Annotated in this window: 10 protein-coding genes; 9 read left to right on the forward strand and 1 reads right to left on the reverse strand. The window is 45.5% G+C overall.

Translation table 11 applies throughout. From position 1 onward, the window contains the following. The coding region (locus tag ASC50_RS03035) for a beta-L-arabinofuranosidase domain-containing protein (RefSeq protein WP_162491128.1) at positions 1-880 on the forward strand (880 nt) is incomplete at its 5' end. Positions 881-910: 30 nt separating this feature from the next. After that, the gene (locus ASC50_RS03040; protein WP_055431162.1) at positions 911-2116 is read left to right on the forward strand and encodes a DUF4986 domain-containing protein; all 1206 of its coding nucleotides are present in this window, start codon (positions 911-913) and stop codon (positions 2114-2116) included. Positions 2117-2209: 93 nt separating this feature from the next. Here the strand turns inward: ASC50_RS03040 and ASC50_RS03045 are convergent, their stop codons facing one another. Then, entirely contained in the window at positions 2210-3106 is an 897-nt protein-coding gene (locus ASC50_RS03045) for an Rpn family recombination-promoting nuclease/putative transposase (protein WP_056928678.1), read from the reverse strand. 171 nt (positions 3107-3277) lie between these two features. On the opposite strand from ASC50_RS03045, the gene ASC50_RS03050 reads away from it, so the two are divergent. From ASC50_RS03050 to ASC50_RS03080, 7 genes are read left to right on the forward strand one after another with little or no spacing between them, the layout of a single operon-like run. Next, on the forward strand, positions 3278-5608 hold the full coding sequence (locus ASC50_RS03050; protein WP_055432787.1) for a hypothetical protein: 2331 nt from the start codon (positions 3278-3280) through the stop codon (positions 5606-5608). Positions 5609-5658: 50 nt separating this feature from the next. Beyond that, positions 5659-7161 carry an L-arabinose isomerase gene (araA, locus tag ASC50_RS03055; protein WP_055432786.1) on the forward strand — a complete coding sequence of 501 codons (1503 nt, stop codon included), beginning with the start codon at positions 5659-5661 and terminating at the stop codon, positions 7159-7161. Continuing rightward, positions 7158-9383: an alpha-L-arabinofuranosidase C-terminal domain-containing protein gene (locus ASC50_RS03060; RefSeq protein ID WP_055432785.1), complete on the forward strand. Its 2226-nt coding sequence runs from the start codon at positions 7158-7160 to the stop codon at positions 9381-9383. The genes araA and ASC50_RS03060 overlap by 4 nt, the downstream gene beginning before the upstream one ends. Positions 9384-9397: 14 nt before the next feature. Beyond that, the gene (locus ASC50_RS03065) at positions 9398-10732 is read left to right on the forward strand and encodes a glycoside hydrolase family 27 protein (RefSeq protein ID WP_055432784.1); all 1335 of its coding nucleotides are present in this window, start codon (positions 9398-9400) and stop codon (positions 10730-10732) included. After that, positions 10729-12690, forward strand: a complete 1962-nt coding sequence (locus ASC50_RS03070) for an alpha-L-arabinofuranosidase C-terminal domain-containing protein (RefSeq protein ID WP_055432783.1) — start codon at positions 10729-10731, stop codon at positions 12688-12690. The genes ASC50_RS03065 and ASC50_RS03070 overlap by 4 nt, the downstream gene beginning before the upstream one ends. Continuing rightward, positions 12687-14750 (forward strand): beta-galactosidase, encoded by a 2064-nt coding sequence (locus ASC50_RS03075; protein WP_056928679.1) that lies wholly within the window; start codon positions 12687-12689, stop codon positions 14748-14750. The genes ASC50_RS03070 and ASC50_RS03075 overlap by 4 nt, the downstream gene beginning before the upstream one ends. Before the next feature lie 24 nt (positions 14751-14774). Beyond that, positions 14775-16364: a ribulokinase gene (locus tag ASC50_RS03080; protein WP_056928680.1), complete on the forward strand. Its 1590-nt coding sequence runs from the start codon at positions 14775-14777 to the stop codon at positions 16362-16364. Positions 16365-16374 lie beyond the last annotated feature (10 nt).

The following is a 16374-nucleotide window of genomic DNA, read 5'->3' on the forward strand; positions in this document are numbered from 1 at the left end:
TTTTATTCCCGGCGTTGCGCTGGCCGGCGGTACATTTTTCTATCCCAATCCATTGGAATCGGATGGCAAATACAAATTCAATTCGGAAGGTACGCTTTTCCCCCAGCCATGGTTTGGATGCGCCTGCTGCCCGTCGAATGTCAGCCGTTTCATTCCTTCCCTGCCGGGGTATGTGTATGCTGTGGACAACAGCGATGTATATGTGAATTTGTTTATGGGCAATACGGCAGAGTTAACTGTGAGCGGGAAAAAAGTTTCATTGACCCAATCAACCGATTATCCATGGAACGGAGACATTCATATAAAGGTGTCACCGCGTTCAAAGCAACAATTTACATTGAAAGTGCGCGTACCGGGTTGGGTGCAGGGAGAAGTCGTTCCAAGCGATTTGTATAAATATACCGATGGAAAGAAATTGTCTTATACCATAAAAGTCAATGGAATACGGGCAGAAAGCACACTCGACAAAGGATATTTTGCGATTTCCCGTCAATGGAAAAAAGACGATGTAGTGGAAGTGCATTTCGACATGGAACCGCGCGTAGTGAAAGCCAACGACAAAGTGGAAGCCGACCGCGGAAAAATATCTATCGAACGCGGTCCCATTGTTTATTGTGCCGAATGGGCAGATAATGATTTTGATATTTTCAATGTCATAATGAATCAAAAACCTGAAATCAGGGTGGAAACCAAGCCGGATTTACTAAAAGGTATCCATCAGTTAAAAACGACTGCCCAGTTAGTAGCCCAAAATGAAGCGGGACGTCTACAAGTGAAAGATGTAACACTCTCATTGATACCCTATTACGCATGGAATCATCGAGGCAGTGGTAAGATGTCGGTTTGGCTATTGCAAAATTTGGACGGACTAAGTCGGTAAAAGATTTATTAAATAAAAAAAAACGGAGAAGTGCAGAAAATCGTTTCCACTTCCTCGCAATTTGTAGAAATCAACCGGAAGTGGAAAGATGGCGACAAAATAGTGGTACAATTGCCTATGCAACTGAGCGTTACGCCACTTACGCCGTCGCAAAAGTTTGTTTCTTTCGCTTACGGACCGGTCACTTTGGCAGCGGAAATCAATTCGAAAGATTTGGACAAAGAAGATTATTGGGATGAAGATGATATATGGGGTCAGCGGAATACCGTTGTCCACTTCGTTCCGGCGAGGAAAATCCAATCCTTGACCGGCACCCCGGAAAACATACTCAAACAGACGAAAAAAGTATCGGCGTCACCCCTGACTTTCAAAACGGAAGGAAACTATACGCTGATTCCTTTCAACAGGATTCATTACAGCCGCTATGTCGTTTATTTTCCGGTGGCAATCCGATTTACTTCGTCAGCGGCTGTGGAGACAGGTACAATTAGTGTCGTAGCAGCGCCCGAATCATATACGGTTTACGGTATGCGATATAGCTATATCGACAAGGCTCATGCCAATCAAACCGGACAAATCACCGGCAATAGTATTGTGTTGAATAATTTGCCGACAGGAACAAGCACTCCGGTAAGCGTTTCCTGCAAAGTAGTGCCGAAGGGCAAGATTGATACAGTATGGATTGACAGCAAGGTAGATGTGCAAACAATTACTCAGGCAGCGTTTGACAGATATTTAAACGAGACGAAACCCTTCCCGTCGGGCGCTCGGCACATTCTGTCCGCCGCTAAGCCGTGTGAATTTAAAGGCGGCGACTTCGACATTGGCGGCGAAGGCATCAGTTTTCACAAACAAGGCACGACCTGGCATGGTGACTCAACCTATCGTCCTGCCGGTGGCGACCCCATTAATAAAGTTAATATCTGGAACGATAATCCTGCTTGTCACGGAGTAGCATGGGCTAATGATGGTGACTGGGTAGTTTACACATTAGAGGTGCAAGACGCCGGAAACTATAAAGTGGAAGTTTGCCATTCGGGAAACAGCGGTCATTCAGTATCTTGCGACATTGATTATTTGAACTATTGGGGCACTTTCAGTTTCCCCGGCATCCCTTGGGGACAAACGATGTACACAACACTCGGAACGGTCAATTTGGGTGCAGGGAAACACAAAATGAAATGGACTTTTTTTGGTAACCCCGGTTTGATGGGCTTAAGATTTACCAAAGAATGAACAAGATAAGTTTGACAGGAGTGGGTAATATGTCGGTCAAACCTGTTAGGTCTTAGAGACCTAACAGGTTTTTTCGTGCCACCACCGGCTGTGCTAATTCAGCCCCATGTTTCGCAACTGCTCGGGAGTATATCCGGTAACTGAAACGATGAGTTCCAAGTCCAGCCCTTTTTCTTTCATCCGCTTAGCAGTATAAAGGATGCCATGTTGGATGCCTTGTTCCCTACCTTGCTGGATGCCTTTCTCCATGCCTCTCTCCATGGCATAATCTGCTGCTAACTCAGCACCATAGCACCTTTCAAAACTTTTTTCGTACGTTGTCATATCTTCTTCTGTTAATGTTTTTAAATCTGCTAATTCAAACAATTCGTCGAATATCTCGCCTTTTAGTTCTGCCGGTTGCTCCAGCAATTCTGCCAGATGCTTCATGCAATACAACCATCTGTCTAAATCAGTTTCCAATTCTGCTAACGTTTTGTTGAACTTCGACAATTCTATTATGATAAATTGCACTTTATCGCTTGCCTTTTCCTTTGTTTTTTCATCCATCAGTGAATAACAGCTGATGTAATCGGTGCTATCCTCTGTCAAATTGAAATTCAAAATAGCGATGACAAACAACGGCTTCATCCCATAATCCCATTTTTTGCCTTTCTTGGCTTGCTTCAGAATGGCTGCCGCCGCATACAACCAACACCTTTCCATAAAATACTTTTGCCGAGCCACTTGCATCTCCACGATGTACCGCGCGCCAAGTTCGTCCTTGCAATGCAAATCATAAATCGTGTCTCGGTCTTCGGGCTTAAATCCCAACTGCTCAAGCGGCAAATGTTTGACTTCAACAATCTTTTTTTGCCCCTCAAAAATGCCGTTCAGCAAGCTGCGCATCAACTTCTCATGTTTCTCACTAAAAGCGGTCTTAAATCCATGGTCTGTTTTCAAGTCCATGTAACGCCCCGGTTTTTTCCGTTTTCCCTCGTTCTGTACCATAAAATGATTTTTTTTAAATTATTATTTCGGCATATTTAATCGCTTTGATTAAATAATCGCGACAAAGGTACGAAAAAGTTTTGAGTTATGAGTAAAAATTTTAATAACAATCAATAATTAATTAAAAAAAAATTACTATCTTTGCCCCCGAATAATAAATGTTCATATACAATGTCGAAAAAACATGTAATTTTAATCGCCCTGTTATTTTTGGGCTGCTTTTATCCGTCTTTTGCACAAAAAAAGGCAAAATTTCCCGTTAGCGGTGCGGACAATACAACTCCGTCGCGGTCGGAATATTTTTCTTGGATAAACAATGAATGGGATGGCGGTAATGCGGAACAAACCCGTGTTAACCTTGAGTTTTTCAAATGGTTGCATGATACTTACGGGATGCAATTGGATATTTATGCTCTTGATGCAGGGAATATCGATGGTTTCAGCAACTATTACGGAAGCATGAAATCCGAACGATTCCTCAAACGTTACCCGAATGGTTTTGGCGCACTGAGCCAACAGGCGGCAACCATGAACACGCGCCTCGGTATGTGGGGCGGTCCCGATGGATTCGGAAACACGCCACAGGAAGCGGCAGAACGCACGGAAACGATTGTCAGTCTTTTCAGAGACCACAACTTCGCGCTACTCAAACTTGATGGTGCTTGCGGTGTTTTGCGCAAAGAAAAATGGGACGAATTTGACCAAATGATGACTAAGGCGCGGCAATATGCACCGGATTTAGTTCTCCTCAATCACCGACTTGACTTGGGACCCGGTATGAAACACACCACCACCTATCTGTTGGGCGGTGATGAAACGTATATCGACGTTCACATGACTAACGACATGACTGCGCCGCACCACCGCGCAAAAGCCCTGAGCCGGGAATTGACGCCCGATTTGACACGCTTAACGGAAGACCACGGCGTCTGTATCTCTTCCTGCATCGACTATTGGGAAGACGACCTCATTTTGCAGGCTTTCAATCGCAACCTGATTTTGGCACCGGAGATTTACGGAAATCCCTGGCTGCTGCGCGATGACGAATATTCGTATTTGGCTTTTATTTTCAACCTGCACAAACAATACAATGCCATTTTAGTCAATGGAATTGTACTGCCGGAGAAGCAATACGGACCCAATGCCGTATCGCGCGGAGATGAATCGACACGGCTCATTACCTTGCGCAACCTCACTTGGGAACCGAAAAAATACGTCATCAATCTTGACAAAGAAATCGGACTGACTGCCAAAGGCAAAGCGAAAGTAAGGTTGTATCATCCGTATATCCATGACTTGGGCACATATTCGGTCGGCTCGAAAATCGAAGTGGAAGTGCTACCCTTCCGGTCGGCTTTGGTGAAAGTGACCACGAAGAAAGAAACGGACAAAGTGCTGTTGAGCGGCATCCCTTATCAGATTGTCAATGACAAAGTGGGAAATGTAACCGAGGTTAAATTGCTTGGAAAAGCGGGCGAAATCTATCAAGTGCGTTCAGAGTCGCCTGCAAAGACGTTTACAGTCACTTTCCCCGGCAATAAAATAGCAGGCGATTATCATCGGAAATTAGCTGTAATGCCTGAGTCGGCTATTCCCGCTGACGCGGAAGCCCTTTATTATGCCACCTGTTTTGCGGCAGACAATAATGCGTTGGAAGTCCGTTCGCTCTATCGCTCCGGTCCAACGGCTATTCCACAGGTGCAGAAAGCCCGCGATGCCTTTTTCGACCAACCCGTTTTCAGGCGCAAGAGAGTCTGGGACAAAAACATGTTCGATGGAGACTCCGAAACGGCGTTCGCTGTTAATATGGTAAACGGCGAGCAACGAGTCAATGGACAATCGGCTTTCATGCTTGACTTGGGCGAGAACATTCACTTGGATAAATTAATCCTGCACGCGGGTAATACATTAGACAGAGCATCGGCTTTTATTTCTTCTGACTTGAAAACATGGAAAGAAATTTCTTATAGTTCCGGTGCCGTTTTGGAAATCAATCTCAGCACTGAGGAAAGTTTCCGGTATTTCCGTCTTGATGTGTCTCCCATGCGGCTGACGGAAGTGGAAGGATACCGCGGCGGAGTAAAAATGGATAGAAGCAAATGGCGTGCCAACAATCTGTTCAGACCCTATTCCGGTGATTTAAAAACAAAGAAAGCATGGAAATCCGAATTTACGCTCGACCATATCAACAAAGGTGCGTATTTGTGCGTCGCTTTGGATGGAACGCACGGCATAGAAGGTGCCTGGGTAGGATTCAAAATAGACGGTCAATATGTAGGTGCACCGGATAGAGCACCTTCGTTTGCTTCCAATGTGTGGGAATACAGGGTACAGAAAAGCGATAAAAACTACACCTATTATCTTCCCTTGACCGAAAATATGGCGGGCAAAAAGATAGAGGCTTATGTGCTCGGATTCAACGAAGAAGTCGCCGTCACACCCACTATATGGCTCACGGCTTATCCTATACCGTTTGAAACGCAGGCATTATTGCTTGAATAACAGAATGAGATATATTTATGATATGAACATAACAATTAAAAATAATAATTATGAATTTCAATGATTTGGAAGTATGGTTTGTCACCGGTGCACAGTTGTTGTACGGTGGTGATGCGGTAGTGAAAGTAGATGCACATTCTACTGAAATGGTTAAAGGCTTGAACACCTTGGGTAAGTTGCCTGTAAAAATTGTTTACAAGGGCACTGCCAATTCGTCAAGCGAAGTGTCGGACATTATGCGGGCTGCCAATGGCGACACCAAATGTATTGGTGTCATCACTTGGATGCACACGTTTTCGCCTGCTAAAATGTGGATTCATGGGCTGATGGATTTCAAAAAGCCGTTGTTGCACCTCCACACGCAATACAACGAGCAGATTCCTTGGAATGAAATCGACATGGATTTCATGAATTTGAATCAGTCGGCGCACGGCGACCGCGAGTTTGGATTTATCACCAGCCGCCTGCGCAAGCCGCGCAAAGTGGTGGTCGGTTATTGGAAAGACCAGCCGACGCACGAAAAAATTGCCGGTTGGATGCGTGTGGCTGCTGCTTGGGCGGATTCGCAAAATATGCGTATCATCCGTTTTGGCGACAATATGAACAATGTTGCCGTTACCGATGGCGACAAAGTGGAAGCCGAAATTCGTTTGGGCTATCATGTGGACAATGCCCCGATTGCTAAATTGGTGCCTTACGTGGAAGCGGTTACCGAAGCGGAAATTGATGCTTTGATTGCCGAATACGAAAAATTGTACGACTTTGCCGCCGATTGCAAAAAAGGTGCGGAAAAACATAAACATGTGCGCGATGCTGCCGCTCAGGAAATCGGTCTGCGGCGTTTCTTGGAAGAAAAAGGCGCAAAAGCCTTTACGACCAGTTTCGACGAATTGGAAGGTATGAAGCAGTTGATGGGCTTTGCCTCGCAACGCTTAATGGCGGAAGGCTACGGCTTTGGCGCAGAGGGCGATTGGAAAACAGCCGCATTGGTACGCACCATGTGGGTGATGGGACAAGGATTACCCGGCGGACAATCTTTCCTCGAAGATTACACCTTGAATTTTGACGGAGCCAACAGTTCCATTCTGCAAGCGCACATGCTGGAAATCAATCCCGAAATAGCGGCGAAAAAACCGCGCATCGAAGTGCATTTCCTTGGCATCGGCGACGCGGGTACTTGCGCCCGTCTGGTATTCCAAGCGCACCCCGGCGAAGGCATCGCCGCCACTATCGTGGATATGGGCAACCGCTTCCGCATGATTGTCAACAAAGTGGATGTGATTGAGCCGAAAGCCCTGCCGAAATTGCCGGTTGCCTGCGCACTTTGGAAGCCGCAACCCAATTTGGAAATCGGTGCCGGTGGTTGGATTCTTGCCGGTGGGACGCACCATTCCAGTTTCTCCTACTCGCTGACGGTTGAACATTTGGAAGATTATGCCGAAATTGCCGGTATCGAATTGCTTACAATTGATAATGATACGACAATTAGCAAGTTGAAGTTTGAGTTGAAGGTGAATGAAGTTTATTATTTATTAAATAAGGCAGTACAATGAAAAAAAGTTTGTTAAGTATAAGTATAGCCTTATTTGCAGGCATTAGTGTAATGGCGCAAAGCAATCCGCCTGTTCAAATAAGCGTAGATGCAAGAGAGAAAATTGCTACGGTCAGCCCCTTGTTCAACGGCTCTAATATTGAGGATTTGAATAATCAGACCAATGGCGGAATATTCAGCCAATTAATTCACGGAGAGGCTTTTGAAGAAAACGTTGATGTGGATTTTTTGAATTTGAAACGTGGCGATTATTCCAAAATTTACGTCTATATTGATGAACGGCGCATACCGCACTTGTTAAGTCAGGCGAATGTTTACAACCGTATCACCTGGAACAACCTTTCCGAACGTTACGATGTCAATTCAAAGGATTTGTACAGCAACATCGGTGGAAACACAAGACCCGAACTCATTTCGGACTGGAAATTCTACGGACGTTATCTGCCTTATGACTCGCTTCCGGCGAATATTCAAAAAACGATGATGGAGCGCATCAACGGCGATGAACAAATTTCAAAATATTGGGATAAATGGGCTGCGGACGGTGCGAAATACAAATATACTTTGGAACGCAACGGTAATGCGTATATGGGCAGACAAACGCAGGTCTTGACTTTTGTGTCGGGCAGCGGCGAAGTGGGGTTGACCAATAGAGGATTGTACAAACAAGGCATCCGTTTCGAAGGAGGAAAACCATACGACGGCGTGATAAGAATTAGAGGCGAAAGAAACACAACGGTTTACCTTTCCCTGCGCAACGAAAAAGGAGAAATTTTAGCTGAAAAATCATACGCATTACAAGGCAATGGAAGACGGTATGAAAAACTTGAATTTGAATTATTGCCCAATGCAAGCACCATTAACGGCAGTTTCGGCATTTCTCTGAAAAATCCGGGTGAAATCCGGCTTGGGTTTGCTTTTCTGCAACCCGGCAAATGGGGCAGAGTAGCAGGCGGTTTCCCTATCCGTAAGATGTTTGTGGATGCGCTGAAAAAGCAGGGAATTACTGCTTTCCGCTATAACGGTTCCATGGTGGATGTCGGTGCGGATACTTATCTTTACCGTTGGAAAAAAATGATTGGTCCCGTTGACGAGCGCCGAGTAACGTTCCGTAGCGGTTTTAATCCGTATGCCACACACAGTTTCGGATTTATCGAAATGTTGCAGGCAGCCGAAGCCATAGGCGCAACAGCCATTATCGGTATGAGTATGGACGAAACGTACGAAGATATTCGCGATTTTGTGGAATACGTCAATGGGGCGGTTACTACCCAGTGGGGTGCCTTACGCGCCCAGCACGGACATCCCGCTCCCTATAATCTGAAATATATTCAAGTCGATAACGAGCGGGGAATTTCGAACGGTTATGTCAATTGCATGAAAAAGTTTGCGCAGGCAGCATGGGAAGTTGATAAAAATATGTCGATTATGACTTCGCTCAACATTGGCAACAAGGGCTACAAACGCGACGGACGAGATTATCAGTTGGCTTCCGAAATGGCAGGTTGGTTTATCAATCAGGGAAAAGGCGAACAATTGGCTTGGGACCCGCATTACGGCAGTGCAAGAGATTTTGCCGACCTCGGCGATGCTTACCTCAACGAAATGGGAATCAATTTGCAAGCCGAACTTGCCAAAGATTACCCCGGTTACTGGCTCAAACTGCATCCGATGGAAGAAAACGGCTGGCGTTGCGATTGGGACAGAGGCTTGGCACACGCTCACAATTGGAACACCAATCAACGGCACGGCAATAGTTTTGTGATGCTGGGAACAGCCAACACGTTTCAGCCGCATGGCTTGCATTATATGTGGGACCAGGGGCGCGTACATTACACTGCCGACACGATTTGGTTTCAACCCTCGGCACATATCGACGAGATGATGACGAAAACGTGGAAACCCAATGTGGTGAAAACAACAAGCAGCGATGAAAAAGCACTGGACGTGACGGCAAAAATCAACGATAAAAAAAACGAAATGACGATTTATGTTGCCAATTTAAGCGACCAACCGCAACCGGCAATATTGAACATTGCCGGATTTGCGTTCAAAACGAATGCCGAAGTGCAAACCATTGGCGACTGCGAACTGACGGAATACAACACTTACGAAAACAAAGACAATGTAGTGTTTAAGCCATCTGTGGCGACGATTAAAAAGAAGGATGCGCAATATACGTTCCCGAAATATTCATACACGGTAATCACGTTGAAGAAATAAAATTAGAATTAAATATGAAAAAAATATTTTTAAGCATAATAATCGCATTATCATCAACTTGTGCATTTTCGCAAAGCGATTTTCGTTCGTGGGCGCAAACGCCGCCCATGGGTTGGAATTCGTGGGATTGTTACGGCCCCACGGTAGAGGAACATGAAGTGAAAGCCAATGCCGATTATATGGCAAAACACCTAAAGAAATACGGATGGGAATATGTGGTAGTGGATATCCGCTGGTATGTGGAAAACGACAAAGCCGGAGGTTACAATGAAAAAGACCCCCGTTTTGTGTTGGACGAATACGGACGTTATCAACCCGCCGTCAATCGGTTTCCTTCGGCTGCCGATAACAAGGGGTTTAAACCCCTTGCCGACTATGTTCATTCCAAAGGCTTGAAATTCGGTATTCACCTCATGCGTGGTATCCCCAAAGAAGCGGTAGCGAGAAAATTGCCTATAAAAGGGACAAGCGTTACAGCCGACAAGGTATATTCTACCGAATTGCTATGCAGGTGGTTGAAAGACAATCTTACCGTTACCGAACAAACCGGAGGACAGGAATACTACAACTCCATCATGGAACTGTATGCTTCTTGGGGTGTTGATTTTTTGAAAATAGATGATTTATCCAGTCCTTATCACAAATCGGAAATTGAGATGATACGCAAAGCCATCGACCGGACAGGTCGGGCGATGGTTTTGAGCACGTCGCCGGGAGAAACACCGGCATCCGAAGCCAAACATGTGAGCACTCATGCCAATATGTGGCGTATGGTTGGTGATGTGTGGGACGTGTGGCGAGATTTGCCGCATTTGATGAAAGTGGCGCAAGAGTGGTATCCCTACATTGCACCGGGAACTTGGCCCGACTGCGATATGATACCGCTTGGTCGTATTGCCATTCGGGGCGAAAGAGGCGAAGATAGAATGACACGCCTCACCGAAGAGGAACAATATTCACTCATGACTTTTTTCACCATCTTGCGTTCACCACTGATGTTTGGTGGCGATTTGCCCAGCAATGACAAATTCACCCTGTCGCTGCTAACCAATAAAGACGTTTTGAAAATGCACCGCGAAAGTTCGGAGGTCAGACAGGTATTTCAGAAAGACGGCAAAGTAGCGATTACTTCCCGTAATTCCAAAACCGGCGAGGTCTATTTGGCAATTTTCAATCTGAATGACAAGGATAATCAGACAATATCCGTTGATTTTGGAGAATTGGGTATTACCGGCAGTCATTCTTTTACGGATATGTGGTCAGGCAAAAAAACAGGAAATTATGAAAACAAGTTCAGTCAGACTTTGAGTCCTCATGCTTCAAAATTATATAAAATAAAAAAATCATGAAAAAAATTATAATGATAGTATGTTTGCTGAATGTCACATTGACTGTATTTTCACAGACACAGTACGCTTTTGTTTTAGACACAAAAAAGACAGGCGCAGCCATACAACAGGATATGTACGGTATTTTCTTTGAAGACATCAATTTTGGTGCCGATGGCGGTCTCTATGCCGAATTGGTCAAAAACCGTTCATTCGATTTCACCAACTCACCTTTGATGGGTTGGAAGGCGTATGGGCTGGTGGAAGTGCGAGCCGATGACTGTCCTTTCGACCGAAATCCGCATTATGTGCGACTGACCAATCAACAGGAGCTGCTTACAGGCACGGGGCTGATGAATGAAGGTTTTACCGGAATCGGTATCAAAACCGATGAAACCTACCGTTTTTCGGTGTATGCACGTTCCATTGACGGAACATCGAAAACAGTTTTTGCCGAACTAATCAGCAGTCAAAACAATCCGTCCGGCGGTGTTGAAATAAAAGTAGAAGGGAAAGGTTGGAAGAAATATACCGGTGAAATCAAAGGAAAAGTAACCGATGCACATTGTCGTTTGAATGTGAGATTGATGACTGCCGGCGTGGTTGATTTGGAGCATGTTTCGTTATTTCCGGCTAAAGTATGGCAAAACCGCGAAAACGGTATGCGCCTCGACTTGGCACAAGCCTTGGCAGACTTGAAACCCGGTGTTTTCCGTTTTCCGGGAGGATGTATTGTGGAGGGCAATAATCTGGCAACCCGTTATCAGTGGAAAAACAGTGTGGGGCAGGTGGAAAATCGTCCGGTCACTGAAAATCGTTGGAATTACGAAATTAAGCACAGGTTTTTCCCGGATTATTTTCAATCGTACGGGCTTGGTTTTTTTGAGTATTTCCAGTTGGCAGAAGATTTTGGTTCAGAGCCGCTTCCCGTCATCAGTTGCGGCTTTTCGTGCCAGTTTCAACACGGACGCGAGCAAGTCGTTCCCTTGGATTCGCTGCAACCGTATATTGACGATGCTTTGGATTTAATTGAATTTGCCAATGGCTCGGCTACAAGTGCTTGGGGCAAAGTTCGCGCGGACATGGGACATCCCCTACCCTTCAATATGAAATATTTAGCCATAGGCAACGAGCAATGGGGCGAGCAATATCATCTGTATTTAGAGGCATTTATGAAGCAAATCCGCCCGAAATATCCCCATATCAAAATTGTGGGAACGGCAGGACCTTCGGCATCGGGAAGAGAATTTGACCGCTTATGGCCTCAAATGAAAGCCTTGAAAGTCGATTTAGTGGATGAACATTATTATATGTCGCCGGAATGGTTTTTGGAAAATGCGAAACGCTACGATAACTACGACCGCAAGGGTCCGAAAGTTTTTGCCGGAGAATATGCCGCACACACGCGCCCGGGAAGAAAGAACAGTTTAGAAGCTGCTTTAGCCGAAGCTGCTTTTCTCACCGGTGTTGAACGCAATGCCGATGTGGTGCATTTGGCAACGTATGCCCCGCTATTGGCGCATGTGGATGCCTGTCAATGGAGTCCCGATTTGATTTGGTTTGACAACTTGACGGTGGTTAAAACGCCGAATTACTATGTTCAGCAACTCTATTCCCATCACAAAGGAACAAATGTGTTGCCGCTGACATGGAACGGACAACCGCTGACCGGACAAAACGGCTTGTATGCCTCCGCAGTTTACGATAAAGTGCAGAACAGCTATATCATCAAAGTTGCCAATGTTGAAAAAGAAGCGAAAGAAATAACCGTCACCCTATCCGGTTTGAAGAAAAATGCTCAGTTGACACTTGGAGAAAATACCCGGCTGAAAGCGGAAAACAAAACAATGGAGAATACATTAGAATCGCCTTTTGCCGTTATTCCGGAAAGCGCTGCGGCAACATTAACGGACAATCAATTGAAAATTACGGCAGAAAAAGAATCATTTACCGTTTATAAAATAAATTTGAAGCAATGAAAAAGAAACTGTTTTATTCCTTAGTGCTTTTACTTGCAACTACAAATGTATTTGCGCAATACAAGTTCGACAACATCCTGTATGGTGCTGCCTATTATCACGAATATATGCCTTCGGAACGGTTGGACGAAGATATAAAAATGATGAAAGCCGCCAATGTGTCGGTGGTGCGTGTAGGCGAGTCAAGCTGGGCATTGTTCGAGCCGCAGGAAGGCGTGTTTGAGTTTGCCTGGATGGACCGTATCCTTGATAAAATGCAGGCAGCCGGCATAAAAGTTATGTTCGGAACGCCGACGTATTCCATTCCTGCGTGGATGGCGCACCGCTACCCCGAAGTGCTTGCAGAACATACAAAAAGCGGCAAAGCGTATTATGGCATTCGACAAAACATGGATTTCACCAACCCGACTTATCTTTTTTTCTGCGAACGGATTATCCGCAAGTTGATGGAACATTATGCGCAACATCCGGCAATTATCGGCTATCAGGTGGATAATGAAGTAGAAGCGCGCGGGGTGAACAACCGCGATTATTTTGTCGGATTTCGCAATTATGTGAAAGGAAAATTTCATGGCGACCTCCAACTGCTTACCAAAGAATGGGGAATGAATTATTGGGGAATGAACATTAACACCTGGGAAGAATTTTATCCGCTTGACGGAGTAACCAACCCTTCGTACAAACTCGAATGGGAACGCTACAACCGCTTTCGATTGGCTGAATTTTTGAATTGGCAATGCGATATTGTGAATCAATACAAACGCCCTGACCAATTCGTAACCCATTGTTTTATGCCCTCTTTTCATAATATCGACCATGTGGAAAGTTTTCGGCAAATGCAATATCCTGCCGGAAACGTATATCATAACGTCCAAGATGGTCAGGATGGACGGTCGATTGCGTATGTGGGCGATTATATACGCACAGTGGCAAAAGGCAATTACCTGATTACCGAAACCAACGCGCAGGCGATAGGTTGGGATTCCAGAAGCCAAAAACCGCTTTATGATGGACAATTGCGGCAAAATGCGTATGCGCAATTGGCTTCGGGTGCCAATATGGTGGGATATTGGCATTGGCACACGCTTCACTACGGACAGGAAACGTATTGGCGCGGCATTTTGGGACAGGATTTGCAGCCCAACCGCATCTACAACGAATTTACAACAACGGCAAAAGAGTTTAAACGTATCGGAAAAAATCTTGTCAACCTGAAAAAAGAGAACAAGACTGCCATACTTTACAGCCACGACTCGTATCACGCCCTCAATTTTATGCCGTACACCAATTGGGAGAAATATCCTGTACAAATGGTACACAGTGCTTTATACAATCAAAATATCGAAACAGACATTATTCCCTGCGACAAATGGACGGATTTCAGTAAGTATAAAATGCTTGTTATTCCGCCTTTGTATGTGGCTGCTGACAATTTGCTTGAAAAAATAGAGGCTTTTGTAAAAAACGGTGGAATTGTGGTGATGATGTTCAAAAGCGGTTATACCAACGAATACAATGCCGTCAGAGCCGAATTGCCGCCGTCCTCCATTTTGCGCAAAGCCGCAGGATTTTACTATCAGGAATATGCCAATATTCCCAATACACCCTTGCGTCTGACCGAAAATGCCCGCTTTGCTGCCACCGGAAAATTAACAGCGAGTGAATGGTACGAATTTCTGATTCCGGAAACTGCCAAGCCGCTTGCCTACGCCGAGCATAAATTTTACGGGAAATGGGCTTGCATCACGGAAAACACTTATGGCAAAGGAAAATTGATTTATATAGGTACTTATCCGTCGCAAGATTTGTTGGAAAATATCATCCATCAGGCAGCAACAGAGGCAACTATTTTAACGCCGCAAAGCGATTTCAAATTTCCAATAATCATTCGTTCCGGTAAAAATGATGCAGGAAAATCGCTGCATTACATTTTCAATTTCAGCGACGAAGAAAAGACGGTAAACAACCCATTTTCAAAGGGCACAGAGTTGATTTCGGGCGAAAAAGCAACAGACAAGCTCACACTTGGCGCGTGGGATGTGAAAATAATTGAGAATTAAAGAATAAATTTAAATAGTATCATTATGAAGTATGTAATTGGATTAGACTACGGCACAGACTCCTGTCGCGCCGTAATCGTGGAAACAGAGACGGGGAAAGAAATCGCTTCTGCGGTGAAATACTACCCGCGCTGGAAGGAGGGCAAATACTGCGTTCCGGCAAAAAATCAATACCGGCAGCATCCCTCGGATTATGTGGAATCATTGGAAGAATCCGTGAAAGAAGCGTTGAGCAAATCGCCTGCCGGAACAGCCGAAAAAGTAGTGGGCATATCGTTCGACACCACCGGCTCTACGCCCGTGCTGATTGACAAAGACGGTCTGCCTTTGGCTTTGCGTCCGGAATATGCAGAAAATCCCAACGCCATGTTTGTCTTGTGGAAAGACCACACCGCCATTGCGGAAGCTGCGAAAATCAACGAGTTAGCGAAAAAAAGCGCGATTGACTACACGGCTTATGAGGGCGGCATCTATTCGAGCGAATGGGTCTGGGCAAAAATCAGTCATGTACTAAGCGTGGACGAAAGCATCCGCAAAGAGGCTTACAGTTGGGTGGAACATTGCGACTGGATGACGGCATTGCTCACCGGAAAAACAAAACCGGAAGAAATTGTCCGCAGCCGTTGCGCCGCCGGACACAAAGCCCTGTGGCATGCACAATGGGGCGGACTGCCTCCAGAAGAATTTCTGACGGCTATCAATCCGCTGCTGAAAGGCTTCAGAAGTCGGCTGTTTGAAAAGACTTACACGAGCGATACCCAAGTAGGCAATTTGAGTGCTGAATGGGCAAAAAAATTGGGCTTGACGAGTAATGTTGTGGTCGGCGTGGGTGCTTTCGATTGCCACTTTGGAGCTGTCGGAGCAGAAATTAAGCCGAAAACATTTGTGCGTGTCATCGGCACTTCCACTTGCGACATCATGGTTGCCTCTCCGGCAGAAATGCAAGACAAACTCATTCCGGGTATTTGCGGACAGGTTGATGGTTCGGTCATTCCGGGTTTGATTGGCTTGGAAGCCGGACAATCGGGTTTTGGGGATGTTTATGCCTGGTTCTCAAAATTTGTGAACAAATCCATTCCCGAATTAACCGAAGAAGCCGAAAAATTGCCCATCTCCGAAACGCTGATTGCCACCGACTGGCTCAACGGGCGACGCACACCCGACGCCAATCAATTAGTAAAAGGCACAATTGCCGGATTGACGCTGGGCAGTACGCCTGCAATGGTTTTCCGCGCATTGGTGGAAGCAACCGCCTACGGCTCGAAAGCCATTATCGACCGTTTTCTCGAAAACGGCATCGAAATAAAGGAAGTTATCGGTATCGGCGGCATCTCATTGAAATCGCCGTTTGTGATGCAGACATTGGCGGATGTCTTAGGAATGCCTATCAAAGTAGCAAAAACCGAACAGGCTTGCGCTTTCGGCGCAGCCATGTTTGCCGCAGTAGCAGCCGGAGTGTACGCGAAGGTTGAAGATGCACAAAAAGCTATGGGACAGGGATTTGCGAGTGAATACCACCCCAATAAAGAGAATCATGAAGCATATATAAAACGATATGCCGACTATCAAAAATTGGGTAAATTCACAGAAACAGAATTATTCTCTAAACTCTAATCTCTAATCT

The organism is Candidatus Symbiothrix dinenymphae (assembly GCF_001431085.1).

Excerpts from the sequence above, each read along its gene's own strand:
- araA (WP_055432786.1), top strand. The coding sequence starts at position 5,659 with ATGAATTTCAATGATTTGGAAGTATGGTTTGTCACCGGTGCACAGTTG.
- ASC50_RS03075 (WP_056928679.1), top strand. The coding sequence starts at position 12,687 with ATGAAAAAGAAACTGTTTTATTCCTTAGTGCTTTTACTTGCAACTACA.
- ASC50_RS03080 (WP_056928680.1), top strand. The coding sequence starts at position 14,775 with ATGAAGTATGTAATTGGATTAGACTACGGCACAGACTCCTGTCGCGCC.
- ASC50_RS03065 (WP_055432784.1), top strand. The coding sequence starts at position 9,398 with ATGAAAAAAATATTTTTAAGCATAATAATCGCATTATCATCAACTTGT.
- ASC50_RS03050 (WP_055432787.1), top strand. The coding sequence starts at position 3,278 with ATGTCGAAAAAACATGTAATTTTAATCGCCCTGTTATTTTTGGGCTGC.
- ASC50_RS03070 (WP_055432783.1), top strand. The coding sequence starts at position 10,729 with ATGAAAAAAATTATAATGATAGTATGTTTGCTGAATGTCACATTGACT.
- ASC50_RS03045 (WP_056928678.1), bottom strand. The coding sequence starts at position 3,106 with ATGGTACAGAACGAGGGAAAACGGAAAAAACCGGGGCGTTACATGGAC.
- ASC50_RS03060 (WP_055432785.1), top strand. The coding sequence starts at position 7,158 with ATGAAAAAAAGTTTGTTAAGTATAAGTATAGCCTTATTTGCAGGCATT.